The 13,544-nt window shown below is 67.9% G+C and carries 11 protein-coding genes; 8 read left to right on the plus strand and 3 right to left on the minus strand.

Going from position 1 to position 13,544, the window contains the following annotated elements:
* Positions 1-56: 56 nt before the first annotated feature.
* From ACYVH8_RS08645 to ACYVH8_RS08670, 6 genes are read left to right on the plus strand one after another with little or no spacing between them, the layout of a single operon-like run.
* Complete coding sequence (locus tag ACYVH8_RS08645) at positions 57-1,127, plus strand: AI-2E family transporter (RefSeq protein ID WP_460488443.1); 1,071 nt, start codon at positions 57-59, stop codon at positions 1,125-1,127.
* A 16-nt stretch (positions 1,128-1,143) separates the two neighbouring features.
* A complete protein-coding gene (hda, locus tag ACYVH8_RS08650) occupies positions 1,144-1,830 on the plus strand; it encodes a DnaA regulatory inactivator Hda (RefSeq protein WP_460488444.1) in 687 nt (228 codons plus the stop codon).
* Positions 1,827-2,507, plus strand: a complete 681-nt coding sequence (locus ACYVH8_RS08655) for an HAD family hydrolase (RefSeq protein WP_460488445.1) — start codon at positions 1,827-1,829, stop codon at positions 2,505-2,507. Before hda ends, ACYVH8_RS08655 begins: the two co-directional genes overlap by 4 nt.
* Positions 2,504-4,051, plus strand: coding sequence for a polynucleotide adenylyltransferase PcnB (gene pcnB, locus ACYVH8_RS08660; RefSeq protein ID WP_460488446.1), 1,548 nt, complete (start codon positions 2,504-2,506; stop codon positions 4,049-4,051). Before ACYVH8_RS08655 ends, pcnB begins: the two co-directional genes overlap by 4 nt.
* Entirely contained in the window at positions 4,048-4,533 is a 486-nt protein-coding gene (folK, locus tag ACYVH8_RS08665; RefSeq protein WP_460488447.1) for a 2-amino-4-hydroxy-6-hydroxymethyldihydropteridine diphosphokinase, read from the plus strand. The genes pcnB and folK overlap by 4 nt, the downstream gene beginning before the upstream one ends.
* Before the next feature lie 53 nt (positions 4,534-4,586).
* Entirely contained in the window at positions 4,587-6,317 is a 1,731-nt protein-coding gene (locus tag ACYVH8_RS08670; RefSeq protein ID WP_460488448.1) for a methyl-accepting chemotaxis protein, read from the plus strand.
* 73 nt (positions 6,318-6,390) lie between these two features.
* On the opposite strand, the gene ACYVH8_RS08675 is transcribed toward ACYVH8_RS08670, so the two are convergent.
* Positions 6,391-6,846 (minus strand): RidA family protein, encoded by a 456-nt coding sequence (locus ACYVH8_RS08675; protein WP_460488449.1) that lies wholly within the window; start codon positions 6,844-6,846, stop codon positions 6,391-6,393.
* Between the two features lie 62 nt (positions 6,847-6,908).
* Between ACYVH8_RS08675 and ACYVH8_RS08680 the strand changes: the two genes are divergently transcribed.
* Together ACYVH8_RS08680 and mltB are read left to right on the plus strand one after the other, a co-directional pair.
* Entirely contained in the window at positions 6,909-8,927 is a 2,019-nt protein-coding gene (locus ACYVH8_RS08680; protein ID WP_460488450.1) for a transglutaminase TgpA family protein, read from the plus strand.
* A 113-nt stretch (positions 8,928-9,040) separates the two neighbouring features.
* On the plus strand, positions 9,041-10,120 hold the full coding sequence (mltB, locus tag ACYVH8_RS08685) for a lytic murein transglycosylase B (protein ID WP_460488597.1): 1,080 nt from the start codon (positions 9,041-9,043) through the stop codon (positions 10,118-10,120).
* On the opposite strand, the gene ACYVH8_RS08690 is transcribed toward mltB, so the two are convergent.
* Positions 10,039-10,914 carry an HDOD domain-containing protein gene (locus ACYVH8_RS08690; RefSeq protein WP_460488451.1) on the minus strand — a complete coding sequence of 292 codons (876 nt, stop codon included), beginning with the start codon at positions 10,912-10,914 and terminating at the stop codon, positions 10,039-10,041. The genes mltB and ACYVH8_RS08690 overlap by 82 nt on opposite strands.
* A 72-nt stretch (positions 10,915-10,986) precedes the next feature.
* Entirely contained in the window at positions 10,987-13,434 is a 2,448-nt protein-coding gene (locus ACYVH8_RS08695) for a DNA internalization-related competence protein ComEC/Rec2 (protein WP_460488452.1), read from the minus strand.
* Positions 13,435-13,544: the final 110 nt, after the last annotated feature.

Here is a 13,544-nt window from a genome sequence, read left to right on the forward strand (position 1 = left end):
GGCAAGCCCGATAGAATTCAGCGCTAGATTCTAAGGGTTCACCCCAGTCAGCCTCCATGCAATTGACGCCTACCCAAAAACGCACCCTGACCTGGTGCCTGATCGCTGCCCTGGCGATGCTGGCCCTGTGGTTGCTGGCGCCGGTGCTGACGCCTTTTGTGGTGGCGGCCGTGCTGGCCTATGTGCTGACGCCGGTGGTGGACCGGCTCGACCGCCTGGGCCGGGGCAGGATGCCGCGTGTGCTGGCGGTCCTGATCGTGGAAACCCTGTTCATCCTGATCCTGGTGTCCATCGTTCTGCTGGTGGTGCCGATCTTTGCCAAGGAACTGCCCTTGTTGCGCGAGCAACTGCCCATGCTGGCAGACCGTGTCAACAGCGCGCTGAGCCCCTGGCTGGCCCAGTTCGGCATCAAGGTGTCGCTGGACGGCAAAAGCCTCCAGGCCTTTGTCGTCAAGTACCTCAACGCCAATGTCGAAGAAGCCTTCGGTTCGGTGATGGCCTCTGTGAAACTGGGAGGAAGCGTGGCGCTGGCGATCATCGGCAATGCCGTGCTGATTCCCGTGGCCCTGTTCCTGCTGCTCAACGACTGGGAGCGTTTCGTGGCGCGTGTGGTCGCGCTGGTGCCGCCGCGGATGCGGGCCGCCTATGACAGCTTCATCGCGGAAGCCGATGAAGTGCTTGGCCAGTACCTGCGCGGCCAGTTGCTGGTGATGGGGGCGCTGACGGTCTATTTCAGCGTGGCGCTGACCCTTTTCGGGTTTGACCTGGCCGTGCCGCTGGGGGTGTTCACCGGCCTCGCTTTTTTCATCCCCTACCTGGGTTTCGGCCTGGGGCTGATCCTGGCCTTGCTGGCGGGCATGCTGCAGTTCGGCGGCCTGTACGGTGTGCTGGTGGTGGCGGGTGTTTATGGCGCCGGACAGCTGGTCGAGAGTTTCTACCTCACGCCGCGGCTGGTGGGCGAGCGCATCGGCCTGCATCCGCTGGCCGTGATTTTCGCCTTGATGGCCTTCGGGCAGGTCTTCGGTTTTCTGGGCTTGCTGATTGCCTTGCCGGCCAGCGCCGTGCTGCTGGTGGCCATCCGCCGTGTGCGGGCCAGCTATCTGGCCAGCAAGCTGTACCTGGGCTGACGATGGCAGCGCAGGCATGAAGCAGATCGCGCTGGACATCGGGCTGGGCAACGGCCCGACCCTGGGCAATTTCATGGCGGGTCCCAACGAAGCCGTGCTGCGCCATCTCCAGCTGTGGGTGGGTGACGGTTCCAGCGCGGCCCTGCGCTCGCCCGTGCCCACCTATCTCTGGGGGGCTTCGGGCAGCGGCAAGACCCATCTGCTCAAGGCCGTGCGCGAGGCCTTGCGCGAGCAGGGGGCGACGGTGGGCTGGCTCGATGCGGCGGTGGCCGAGCCGCCGCCCTTCGACGAGCGTTGGGCTGCGGTGTTGCTGGACGACGTGCAGCTCTACACCGCCGTGCAGCAGCACGCGGCCTTCAACTGGTTCGTGCATGCGCAGACCGGCCACCAGTGGGTGCTGGCCGCCGGCGAGACACCACCGGCCGATCTCAAGCTGCGCGAGGACCTGCGCACCCGCCTGGGCTGGGGGCATGTCTACAGCCTGCAGGTGCTCAGCGAGGCGGAGCGCCGCGCCGTGCTGCGCCAGGCGGCTGACGCGCGTGGCATCTTCCTGGCCGACGAGGTCATGGACTACATGCTCACGCGTTTCAGCCGCGACTTGGGGCACCTGATGCGGTTGCTCGACCACCTGGACGGCTACGCCTTGCAGACCCAGCGCGCCATCACGATCCCGCTGATCAAGGCGATGCTTCAAGAGATATGACCCACAAGACCAAGCTGGCCCTGTTCGACCTGGACCACACCCTGCTGCCCATCGACTCCGACTACGCCTGGGGCACCTTCACCATCACCATCGGCTGGACCGACCCGGTGGCGTTCGCGCGGCGCAACGACGAGTTCTATGCGCATTACCAGGCCGGCACGCTGGACGTGCACGACTATGTGCGCTTCGCCACCGAAGCCGCGCGCCTCAAGGGGGCCGAGCTGGCACTGGCGGCGCGCGAGCGCTTCATGCGCGAGGTGATTGCCCCGGCGATCCGTCCGCAGGCCGTCGATCTGGTGCGCCGGCACAGAGAAGCGGGCGACGAGGTGCTCATCATCACGGCCACCAACGAGTTCGTCACCCGCCCGATCGCCGAGGCCTTTGGTGTGCAGCAGCTCATTGCCGTCGAGCTCGAGCGCGACGCCGGCGGCTGGATCACCGGCGAGATCCGCGGCACGCCTTCCTTCCGCGAGGGCAAGGTGTTGCGCTTCGGTGAGTGGCTGGCAGCGCGCGGGCTCAAACGCCATGAGGCCGAAGTGACTTTCTACTCCGATTCGGTCAACGACCTGCCCCTGATGGACAATGCGGACTGTCCGGTGGCCACCAACCCCGACGACCGCCTGCGCGCCCTGGCTCTGGAGCGCGGCTGGCGGGTACTGGAACTATTCAACCAATGATCAAGAAAATCATCAACAGGCTGCTGGGCAAGGCGGATGCGCCCCAGCCGGCTTTCGGCAAACGACGCGAATTCAGCGCGGCCGAACACGGCATCGACCCGACCCTGGTCGATAAACGTGCGCTGGACGTGGTGCAGACCCTGCAGGACGCCGGCTACGGGGCCTACATCGTGGGTGGCGCCGTGCGCGACCTGCTGCTGGGCCTGCGGCCCAAGGACTTCGACGTGGCCACCGATGCCACGCCCGAGCAGGTCAAGGGCCTGTTCCGCCGTGCTTTCATCATCGGACGGCGCTTTCGCATCGTGCACGTGGTCTACGGCCGCGGGCGCGAGCACGAGGTGATCGAGGTCTCCACCTTCCGCGCCTACATGGACAACGCGGCGGCCGAGCAGGTGGCGGGCAACGAGCGCACCAGCAAGAGCGAGCTGGCCGGCATGAAACACGCGGTCGATTCCAGCGGACGCGTGCTGCGTGACAACGTCTGGGGCCCGCAGGACGAGGACGCCGCGCGGCGCGACTTCACCATCAACGCCATGTACTACGACCCCGAGACGCAGGTCGTGGTCGATTACCACGGCGGCATCCAGGACGCTCAGCGCCGCGTGCTGCGCATGATCGGCGACCCGGCCACGCGTTACCGCGAGGACCCGGTGCGCATCATCCGCGCCGTGCGTTTTGCCGCCAAGCTCAGCGCCGTGGGTTTCAAGTTCGAAGCCAAGACCGCCAAGCCGCTCAAGGAAATGCGGGACCTGCTGGCCGACGTGCCGCAGAGCCGCCTGTTCGACGAGATGCTCAAGCTGCTGCAGACCGGGCACGCCCTGGCCACGGTGGAGCAGCTCAAGAAACTGGGGCTGGACCGCGGCATCTATCCGCTGCTGGACCTGGTGGTCGAGCGCGCGGCCGAGCCCTTTGTGAAGGCCGCGCTGGAAGACACCGACCGCCGGGTCGGCGAGGGCAAACCGGTGGCGCCCAGCTTCCTGCTGGCCTGCGTGCTCTGGTCCGACGTGCGCGACGGCTGGGCCCGGCGCATCAAGCAGCGCCAGCATGCGCACCCGGCCCTGCAGGATGCGATCGACGATGTTTTCAATGCCCGCATCGGCGACGTCTCGGGCCGTGGCAAGCTGGCCGCCGACATGCGCGAGATCTGGGTGATGCAGCCGCGCTTCGACAAGCGTGTAGGCAGTGCACCCTACGGCCTGGCCGAGCAGCCGCGTTTTCGCGCCGGCTTCGACTTCATGCGCCTGCGCGCCGACATCGGCGAGATCGACGTGGTGCTGGCCGACTGGTGGCAGGAGTTCAGCACGGGGGACGACAACCTGCGCCAGGACCTGATGGACCAGGCGCGCGAGGAGCAGGTGCGCCAGCGCGCCCAGGCCCCGCGCCAGCCCGTCGCACGCTCGACCGACGCCGAACGCCTGGCGGCACCGCGTGCCGCCGAGCCCGAGACGCTTGCCGAGGACGGCGCCGCGCCCAAGAAGCGTCGCCGGCGCCGGCGTTCAGGCGCCAAGAAATCCGGCGACGGCGCGCCGGACACCGGGGCGTGAACACGGCCCCCGGCGCTCCGGTGACGGTCTATGTCGCACTGGGGGCCAATCTGGGGGATGCGCAGGCGGCCTTGCGCCAGGCGCTGAACGATTTGGCAAGCTTGCCGCGCACGCAAGTCCTGCGTGCCTCTTCCATGTATCGCAGCGCACCGGTCGATTCGTCGGGGCCGGACTATGTCAATGCCGTGGCCGAGTTGTCCACGGTGTTGGGTCCCTATGAGCTGCTGGCCGGGCTGCAGCGCCTGGAACAGGCCGCCGGCCGCGAGCGACCCTGGCATAACGCCCCGCGCACGCTGGACCTGGACATCCTGCTCTATGGTGAACTGCGCCAGGACGATCCGGTGCTGACCTTGCCGCATCCACGCATGGGAGAGCGTGCTTTTGTGCTCCTGCCCCTGGCGGAAATTGCCCCGGCCCTCGTCAGTCCTGCCCAGTTGCTGAAGGTCGAAAAGCAGGTGATTTCGCGCATGACAAGCCTGTGACGCAGCGCAGGGTGCTGCACTAAAATGAAACCATCATCCATCGGGATACAACGATGAACTTCAGAAACATGCATGTGGCGACCAAGCTCTGGCTGGGAGTTGCCGTCATCATCATCTCCCTCACGGTCTTGATTGCTTTCGCCGCCCTGCGTTCGGCTCGTCTGCAGGCCGAAAGCGAAACGACCTTGCGTGCGCTCAACAACCGGGTCAACCTGGCCAGCAGCTGGGCCGGCCTGACCGAGGCCAACGCGGCCCGTACGGTGGCCATGATCCTGACTTTCGACCCGGGTGTCGAGGCCCGCATGGGGGATGACATCAAGGCCACCACGGCCCGGATTTCCAAGGCCCAGCAAGTGATCGAGGCCATGGACCTGAGCGCCGGGGAAAAGGCGCAGATGGACAAGATCGCGGAAAAGCGCAAGTCCATGATCGATGTGCGCAATCTGGCGCAGAAGGCCAAGGCTTCGGGCGACAGCGAGGGTGCCCAGAAAATCGTGAACGAGCAGTACATGCCGTCGGTCCACGCCTATGTGGCCACCCTGCGCGAACTGGTGGACCAGGAGGAACGCACCGAGCAGCAATATTCTGAAGAAGTCTCCGCCGCGCGCGGCCTGACGATCAAGATCGCCGGTGGCGCCATTGTCATCATCCTGGCGGCCATCCTGGCGGGGGCGGCGGTGCTGATCCGCTCCATCCGCGAGCCCCTGCGCGAGGCCAACGAGCTGGCCTCGCGGATCGCCCAGGGTGACCTGAGCGCGCGCATCGACACCTCGCGCGGCGACGAGTTCGGTGATCTCATGAAGTCACTGGCGCGCATGAACGAGGCGCTGGCGCAGATGGTGCAGCAGGTGCGCCAGAGCACCGACGGCATCGCCATCGCCAGTGCCGAGATCGCCACCGGCAACCACGATCTCTCGGTGCGCACCGAGCAGACCTCCAGCGATCTGCAGTCCACGGCCTCGGCCATGGAAGAGCTGACCAGCACGGTGTCCCACAGCGCCGACAACGCGCGCCAGGCTTCGCAACTGGCCTCCAGCGCTTCCAGCGTGGCGCAAAAGGGCGGCGCCATGGTGCAGGAGGTGGTGAGCACCATGGACGAGATCAACGCCAGCAGCAAGAAGATCAGGGACATCATCGGCGTGATCGACGGCATCGCTTTCCAGACCAATATCCTGGCGCTCAACGCCGCGGTGGAAGCCGCGCGCGCCGGGGAGCAGGGCCGTGGTTTTGCCGTGGTGGCCAGCGAGGTGCGTTCGCTGGCCGGACGCAGCGCCGAAGCGGCCAAGGAGATCAAGACCCTGATCAGCACCTCGGTGCAAAAGGTCGATTCCGGCGCCCAACTGGTCGGTCAGGCCGGCGACACCATGAACGAGATCGTGCAGTCGGTGCGCCGTGTGGCCGACGTGATCGGTGAAATCACCGCGGCCGCCGGCGAGCAGAGCACCGGCATCGCCCAGGTCAACACCTCCATCGCCAACCTCGACCAGATGACGCAGCAGAACGCCGCGCTGGTCGAGCAGAGCGCCGCCGCCGCCCAAAGCATGCGCGAACAGGCCGACCAGCTGGCCCGGGCCGTGGCAGTGTTCAAGCTGGCAGCAGCCCAGACGGCTGTGGCCACGGTGCCGCGCTCGGCGCCGGACAGCCGCCCCAAGCCGCAGGCTGTGACCCGTCCCGCCGCCGCCAAGCCCGTAGCGACCAAGGCGCCCGCTTTGGCTGCAGCCAGGTCAGCGGCGCCCGCCGCCCGGGCCAAGGTCGGCAACGATTCGGACTGGGAAAGCTTCTGACGCTGCCGTTCTGTCCGCGCCGCAAAGGGCCTGCACCGCAGGCCCTTTTTCATGAGAGACCGTGAACAGGCTCTCAGTCCACCTCGGCGATCAGCTCGATCTCCACGCAGGCGCCCAGGGGGATCTGCGCCACGCCGAAGGCGCTGCGCGCATGCGCGCCCTGGGGGCCGAAGACTTCGCCCAGCAGTTCGCTGGCGCCATTGGTCACCAGGTGCTGCTCGGTGTAATCGGGTGTGGAGTTCACCAGGGACATCACCTTGACGATGCGCCTGACGCGGTTGAGGTCACCCACGGCGGCCTGCAGCGTGCCCATGAGGTCGATGGCCACGGCGCGCGCGGCGGCCTTGCCCTCTTCGGTCGTCATGGTCTTGCCGAGCTGACCGACCCAGGGCCTGCCGTCCTGCTTGGCGATGTGACCGCTCAGGAAGACCAGCTTGCCGGTCTGCACATAGGGAACATAGGCGGCGGCCGGCGTGGCCACCGGGGGCAGGGTGATGTCGAGCTGCTTGAGTTTGTCGTTGATGTTCATGGGGACTCCTGGTCAGGGGAAACGGCAAAGCGCGTCATTGTCGGGTATTGTTGCAGTGAACCATGAAGAACCCCTTTGCCAACCTGCCCCGTGACAGCCGCGACACCCTGTTCCTGCTGGTCGTGATCGCCTGGGTCCTGCTGCCGCATGCCGGTCACCTGCCCTGGTGGTGCAGCGCCATGGCCGCGGGCATGCTGCTCTGGCGTGGCTGGCTGGCCTTCACGCTGCGTCCGCTGCCGGGCCGATGGTGGCTGCTGGCGGCCCTGGTGCTGACCGTGGGCGCGACCTGGGCCACGCACCGCACCCTGCTGGGCCGCGACGCCGGCGTCACGCTGATCGTGGTGCTGCTGGCGCTCAAGACCCTGGAGCTGCGTGCGCGGCGCGATGCCTTCGTGGTCTTTTTTCTCGGCTTCTTCACGATGCTGACGAATTTCTTCTACTCGCAGTCGCTGCCCACGGCCGCCGCCATGCTGCTCGGCCTCATGGGCCTGCTGACCGCGCTGGTCAACAGCCACATGCCGGCGGGCCGGCCTTCGCTGTGGCAGTCGGCGCGCATGGCCACGCGCATGACGCTGCTGGGCGCACCCATCATGGTGCTGCTGTTCCTGCTCTTTCCGCGTCTGTCGCCCTTGTGGGGCACGCCGGGCGACGCCCTCAGCGGGCGCAGCGGCCTGTCGCAGCGCATGCAGGTGGGCAATATCGCCAGCCTGGCGCTGGACGACAGCGTGGCCCTGCGCCTGCGTTTCGAGGAAGGCTCCCCGCAACCGCCACAGGGCACGCTGTATTTCCGCGGGCCGGTGTTGTCCACCTTCGACGGGCGCGAATGGTTGCCCCTGCAAGCCACCTTCCCGCCCTCCATGCAACCGCGTGCCGATCTTGAAGTGCGCGGCCCGCCGCTGCGCTACGAGGTCACGCTGGAGCCGCACAACCGTCCCTGGTTGCTGACGCTGGACGCCACGGCCACCGCGCCCGTGCTGCCAGACGACATGCAAGCGCGCATGAGCGAGGAACTGCAGTGGCGCGCCAACGGGCCCGTCAACGACCTCTTGCGTTACCGCGCCCAGAGCCATACCGATTTCCGCCACGGCCCCCAGCGCATGCTGGCCAGCCTGCAGGACTACACGGCCCTGCCGCGCGGTTTCAACCCGCGCACCCTGCAGTGGGCGATGGAGCTCAGCCGTGAAACCGGCAACGACCCGGCGGCGCTGATCGACCGCGTTCTGAACCATCTGCGCACGGGGGGCTACACCTACACCCTGGAGCCGGGCGAATACGGCCAGCACACGGCCGACGAGTTCTGGTTCGATCGCAAGCTGGGCTTCTGCGAGCACATGGCCTCGGCCTTTGTCGTGGTGATGCGCGCGGCCGGCATCCCGGCGCGCATCGTCACCGGCTACCAGGGCGGTGAGCGCAACACCGTCGACAACTTCTGGGTGGTGCGCCAGAGCGATGCCCATGCCTGGACCGAAGTCTGGCTGGCCGGCCAGGGCTGGTTGCGCGTGGACCCGACAGCAGCGGTCTCGCCCGGGCGCATCGGTTCCTTGCAGCGGCTGGTCGCGCCGCGCGGTGCCGTTGCCACGGCTGTGGGGACGGTGGTCGGCCCCAATCTCATGCAGAGCGTGCGGGCCCTGTGGGAGGCGGTCAACAATGCCTGGAACCAGCGTGTGCTGAACTACACGCAGAGCCGCCAGCTCAACCTCCTGCGCGCGCTGGGTTTCGACGCCCCGAGCTGGGAGGACCTGGGTTATCTGCTGCTGGGCGCCCTGGTCACGGCCAGCCTGGGCGGCGCGCTCTGGACGCGCTGGGAGCGTCGGCGCCAGGACCCCTGGCTGCGCCTGCTCGAGCACGTGCGCCGTCAGCTGGCGCGCGCCGGGCTGCCCCTGGGTGCGGCGGTGACGCCACGCGAGATGGCGGTTCGGCTGGCGCAAACGCATGATCCCAAGGACAATCGGGTGCTGGCCATCCAGGCTTGGCTGCAACGCTATGAACAGTTGCGTTATGCACCGCGCCGCGGGCGCGGCAGCAGCAGCGACCTGGCGGCCCTGCGACGCGAACTGAAAGAACTGAGCTGGCCCACGTGAGCAAACGACATCCGACTTTCCTGCTGCTGACGGCCCTGCTGTTCCTGTTCTCCTGCCTGCTGCCTACGCAGGCCGCTGCGACCAAGAAACCCCGCCTCAAACGGGTGCAGGACATGGGCGTCACCCTGATCGAAGGCAGCGGCCCGGCCTATGCCGGCCGTCCCGAGGCCACGGCCCTGGCCGACGAGATCGCCGAGCGGCACGGCCTGGATCGCAAATGGGTGCGCCGCACCCTGGGCAAGGCCCGCTACGTGCCGCAGCTGGCCAAGCTCGTGGTGCCGCCGCCGGTGACGGCGCCACGCAACTGGCAGCAGTACCGCAGTCGTTTTCTGGAAACCGAGCGGATCCAGGCGGGCGTGGCCTTCTGGCAGGCCCACCGCGAACTTCTGGATCGGGCCGGTGCCACCTATGGCGTGCCGGCCGAGATCATCATCGGCATCATCGGCGTGGAAACCTACTATGGCCGTCACATCGGCCGCTACCGCGTGATCGACGTCCTGGCCACGCTGGCCCTGGACTTTCCGCAGGAGCATCCCCGCGCGGCGCAGCGCGCGGCCTTCTTTCGCGCCGAACTTGGCGAGTTCCTGAAACTGCGCCAGCAGGCCGGCACCGATCCCTTCAAGGCGCGTGGCAGTTATGCGGGCGCCATGGGCATCCCGCAGTTCATGCCTTCGAGCTGGGCGCGCCACGCTGTGGATTTCGACGGGGACGGCCGCGTGGACCTGGTCGACAGCGCGGCCGATGCCATCGGTTCGGTCGCCAGTTATTTCAAGGCCCACCACTGGCAGCCCGGCATGCCCACCCACTACCCGGTGGATTTCGACTACGAGCGCCTGGACATGCCGGCCTTGCTCGCGCCCGACATCAAGCCGACCTTTGCGGTCGAGCAGTTCACGGCCAAGGGCATCCTGCTGGGCGCTGCGGGCCGCCAGCACGCGGGTCCTCTGGCCCTGGTCGAGCTGCAGAACGGTGACTACTCGCCCAGCTACGTGGCCGGCACCGAGAACTTCTACGCCATCACGCGCTACAACTGGAGCAGCTACTACGCGCTGGCCGTGATCGAACTGGGCCAGGCCGTGGCGACCGCACGGCAGGCTGCCCTGACCCAGGCTCAGGCCAGCACCACGGCCTCGAACATCGGGTGCAGCGTATCGATCCAGAGTTCGACCTCAGACTCGCCGATCTGCAGGTAACTCAGGCAGGCCGGACCAAAGCGCGTCCACTCGGTCTGCGCCTGCACGCCTTCGTAATCGGCCACCAGATGCTCGGCCACAGCGGCCAGCGCCACCAGGTTGCGCACCCCCGCCGGAATCGAGCTCACGCGCAGCACGGTGAAGTCGTGGTGCAGGCGGATGGCAAAGGCGATCACCGGCGGCAGAAACCAGGTGCGCGCCACGATGGCGCCCACCACCGCATGGTCGGTGCGGTGCACGGTATTTTCGGTCTCGGTGAAGCTGCGGTCCTGCCGTGCCATGGCCTCGGCCAGGGTGCCGGCGTAACCGCGCACGCCCTGCAGCATGACGGGAATGCCCACGTGCATGAAAAGCCCGCAGGTCTGGGCCACCTCGGCGTCCACGCCGTAAAGCTGGCGGGCCATATAGGCCATGGCCAGCGAGCGGCGGGTCGAGGTTTCCCAGAAATGCTCGACCAGCGGTGAGTTGACGCGTATGGTGCTGCGCGCCAGGAAACCGGTCAGGATGGCCGCCGCCTGGCCCAGGCCCAGCATGGTCACGGCTTCGGCCACGGTGTTGGCGGGACGGGCGCGGGAATACAGGGGGCTGTTGGCCATGCGCATGAGCGCGGCGGCCATGGCCACGTCGCTGCCGGCGATGCGCGTGACCTCGGCCGGGTCCGGGTCGGTCTGGCGCATCTCCAGCTGCAGGGCCGTGAGCAGTTCGGGGCAGGGCGGGATGACGATGTCACGCACGGGTCCTTCCGATCTGGCCTGATCGAGTTCCCGGTCGATGTCCGTCACTTGCAAACCCATGGTGACTCCTGTCCGCCCCATTATCCGCAGAAAACACCGGATGGCCTTGCGTTGCTGCAAGTTCCGGATGCTTCAGTGCGTGGCCTGGGGGCGGTGCTGCCAGTAGCGGGCCTGCATCTCGCGCTCGCAGCGGGTCTGCCGTGGCTGCTCCGAGCCCCAGCGGGCGGCGCCACACTGCGTCGAGTTGAGGACCTGCACACCGCGTTCCTCATAACGCGCCGTCACCTCGGCTGCCGGGTGGCCGAAGCGGTTGCGGTAGCCGGCCTGCACCAGGGCCGTATGGGGCGCCACCGCGTCCAGGAAGGCGGCCGTGCTGGAGGTCTTGCTGCCGTGGTGGGGCACCAGCAGCCAGTCGGCGCGCAGGGCGGCGCCTTCCTGCACCAGCCGGGCCTCCTGCGCCTTCTCGATATCACCTGCGAGCAGCGCGGTCTGCAGGCCATTGCTGATGCGCAGCACGCAGGACAGGGCATTGCTGCGCCGCGCCCGGCCATAGTCTCCGGCCGGCGGGTGCAGCACTTCGAAATGCACGCCGTCCCAGTCCCAGGCCTGGCCGGCCATGCAACGGCGGCTGCGGCGCAGGGTTTGCAGCTCGTGCGCGTCCTCCAGCGAACTCAGCAGGTCTGCGTCCGGCTGGGCCGACAGCACCGCCACGCCACCGCCGGTGTGGTCGCTGTCGCGGTGGCTCAGCACCAGGCGGTCCAGCCGCACATCCAGGGCGCGCAGCAAGGGCACCAGCACGCGCTGACCGGCGTCGCTGTCGTTGGCGTAACGCGGCCCGGCGTCGTAGAGCAGGGCGTGCCCGGCGGTGCGCACCAGCACGGCATTGCCCTGACCGATGTCGACCGCCAGCAAATCGAACTGCCCGGGCGCCGGGCGTGGCGCCTGCCAAAGGAGCACGGGCAGCAGCAGCGGCAGGCCGGCAAAACGCATGGCCCAGGGCAGACGCAGCACCAGCAGCAGGCCGCCCAGCACACCGGCCACACCGGCCCACAGCGGCGCCTGGGCCACCGAGAACGTGGCCAGCGGCAGTGAGGCCAGACCGCCCAGCGCCCAGCCCAGCCACTGAACGGTCTGCGCCGCCGCATCCCACAGCGGCGCCCACAGCAGGCCCAGCAGGGACAGGGGTGTGACCAGCAGCGTGACCCAGGGGATGGCCAGCACATTGGCCAGCAGGCCGGCCAGCGAGACCTGGCCGAAGAGCAGCAGGGTCAGCGGGGCCAGCGCCAGGGTGATCAGCCACTGTTCACGCAGCAGATCCCACAGGTGCTGTCGCAGCGTGCGGGGTGCTTCCGGCGTTTCACGACCGGCACCGGCGAACAGCACGCCCACGGCCACGAAGCTCAGCCAGAAACCGGCCTGCAGCAGGGCCCAGGGGTCGGCTGCCAGCACCACGGCCGCCGCGAGCAGCCAGAGCTGCGGCCAGGGCCAGCGCCGGGCCGACAGGCGCAGCAATGTCACCGTGGCGAGCATGAGCACCGTGCGCTGCGCCGGCACGCCCCAACCGCTGAAGAGGGCATAGCTTGCGGCCAGCAGCAGGCCGCCCAGCAGGCCTGCGTGCTGCGCCGGGAAGGCCAGGCACAGGCGCGGCGAGGTACGCCAGAGCGCGCGCAGCAGCAGCGCGGCCAGCCAGGCAAAGAGCGTGATGTGCAGGCCCGAGATGCTCATGAGATGGGCCACGCCGGTGGCGCGGAACACATCCCAGTCGCTGCGTGTGATCGCCTGCTGGTCGCCCGTGACCAGCGCGGCCACGATGCCCATGGCGCGGGCCTGTGCTTCTTCGGTCGGGCTGCCGCTGACGACAGGCGCGCGCTGCTGGATCGCGTCGCGCACCTGCTGGCGTGCCCATTCCACCGGGTGTTTCCCGCTCTGTTCGATCAACCGGGGTTGCGGATCGCGTCTGCCGGTACGCACATACCCCGTGGCCTGCAGGCCCTGTTCCCAGAGCCAGAGTTCGAAGTCGAAGCCATGCGGGTTGCGCGCGCCGTGCGGCGCGCGCAAGCGCACCGTGAACTGCCAACGCTCGCCAGCCTGCAAGGCCGGCGCCACCTGCGTGGGCTCCAGCAGCGCACCGTCCTCGTTGCGCCAGCTGCCGTACCAGCTGAGGTAGAGCTGCGGCGGGATCTGCACGGCCTGGCCCTCTTGCGTTGCGCTTTCCACGGTGTAGCGGAAGCGGGTGCTGTTCTCGCCGAACTGCGGCATGGCGCTGATGCGGCCGGTGACACGGACGTCCTGGCCTTCCAGCGCCGGGGCCAGCGCCTGCTGCTGGAAGTGCAGGGCGCGCAGGCCGGTGCTGGCGTGGGCCAGCAGGGCCGTGGCGACGAAGATGAGGAGCAGTCTGGCTGCCTGCTGGTACAGCCTGTTCAGTACGAGAAACAAGGCGAGCGCAGCGGCGATCAGCAGGCCGTAGTGGGCGGCGGGCCAGAGCTCGCTTTGCTGCAGTTGCAGGGCCAGGCCGGTGATCCAGCCCAGGAGAGCGGGGGTCAGGAGTCTGGCTTTGCTCTGGGTTTGGCTTTGCGGCATGGCTCCATGCTAATGGGTGCCGTGTAGCTTTGTCGTTGCGTTGCAGCATGTGTGGCATTGCCGGGCGCACATCCCGGCGATGCCACGCCTGCAATGACATGGCCTCAAAG

The sequence above is a fragment of the Curvibacter fontanus genome (assembly GCF_054780335.1).

Excerpts from the sequence above, each read along its gene's own strand:
- ACYVH8_RS08645 (WP_460488443.1), top strand. The coding sequence starts at position 57 with ATGCAATTGACGCCTACCCAAAAACGCACCCTGACCTGGTGCCTGATC.
- hda (WP_460488444.1), top strand. The coding sequence starts at position 1,144 with ATGAAGCAGATCGCGCTGGACATCGGGCTGGGCAACGGCCCGACCCTG.
- ACYVH8_RS08655 (WP_460488445.1), top strand. The coding sequence starts at position 1,827 with ATGACCCACAAGACCAAGCTGGCCCTGTTCGACCTGGACCACACCCTG.
- pcnB (WP_460488446.1), top strand. The coding sequence starts at position 2,504 with ATGATCAAGAAAATCATCAACAGGCTGCTGGGCAAGGCGGATGCGCCC.
- ACYVH8_RS08670 (WP_460488448.1), top strand. The coding sequence starts at position 4,587 with ATGAACTTCAGAAACATGCATGTGGCGACCAAGCTCTGGCTGGGAGTT.
- ACYVH8_RS08675 (WP_460488449.1), bottom strand. The coding sequence starts at position 6,846 with ATGAACATCAACGACAAACTCAAGCAGCTCGACATCACCCTGCCCCCG.
- ACYVH8_RS08680 (WP_460488450.1), top strand. The coding sequence starts at position 6,909 with ATGAAGAACCCCTTTGCCAACCTGCCCCGTGACAGCCGCGACACCCTG.
- mltB (WP_460488597.1), top strand. The coding sequence starts at position 9,041 with ATGGGCGTCACCCTGATCGAAGGCAGCGGCCCGGCCTATGCCGGCCGT.
- ACYVH8_RS08690 (WP_460488451.1), bottom strand. The coding sequence starts at position 10,914 with ATGGGTTTGCAAGTGACGGACATCGACCGGGAACTCGATCAGGCCAGA.
- ACYVH8_RS08695 (WP_460488452.1), bottom strand. The coding sequence starts at position 13,434 with ATGCCGCAAAGCCAAACCCAGAGCAAAGCCAGACTCCTGACCCCCGCT.